Source organism: Allobacillus salarius, assembly GCF_007559425.1.
Taxonomy (GTDB): Bacteria; Bacillota; Bacilli; order Bacillales; family Alkalibacillaceae; genus Allobacillus; species Allobacillus salarius.
This window is the reverse complement of sequence record NZ_VMHE01000102.1, coordinates 1-507: the sequence shown is the minus strand read 5'-3', so window position 1 is coordinate 507 and position 507 is coordinate 1. Positions and strand designations below refer to the sequence as shown.

Annotated in this window: 1 protein-coding gene; it reads right to left on the bottom strand. The window is 31.2% G+C overall.

The genetic code is table 11. From position 1 onward, the window contains the following. The coding region (locus FPQ13_RS13350) for a phage tail family protein (protein WP_186279691.1) at positions 1-507 on the bottom strand (507 nt) is incomplete at both ends.

The window sequence follows — 507 nt, the reverse complement described above, 5'->3', positions numbered from 1 at the left end:
GATTTTCATTATTTCAGCATGCGTTAAATTCCATACAAACGATTCTGTATCTTCGCCTAAAATAATTGTTATCTTTTTATACATGTTGAATTGGTCGTTAGGAGCACTACCATGATAGTAAACTGTACCTTTGCTCAAATTTTCAAATGTATACTTTCTTTTGTCTCCGCCTGCATGCCAATCAATATTAAAATCAAACGACCACAATCCAACCTTTTTGTTTTCTTCTAACTCTAGGCTTGTTCCAATACTTTCACCGTATGGTAATTCTGTAGTTTCGAATTTTAGTTCAAAAGAAACTTTATTACCTTTTTGTTTAGGGTTTATAACTCCGTTAAAAATAACTTTATACTGTTTACCATTTACATAAATTTGTTGATCGTGTCTTGAATATTCATAATCCGGGAAGTTGTTTTTATCTAATTTCACGTAATCATCAGAAATTGGTTGAGTAAACCTGTAATTCAACTCTTCTTTTCTTCTTATTTCTCGCAAATACATAGGTTC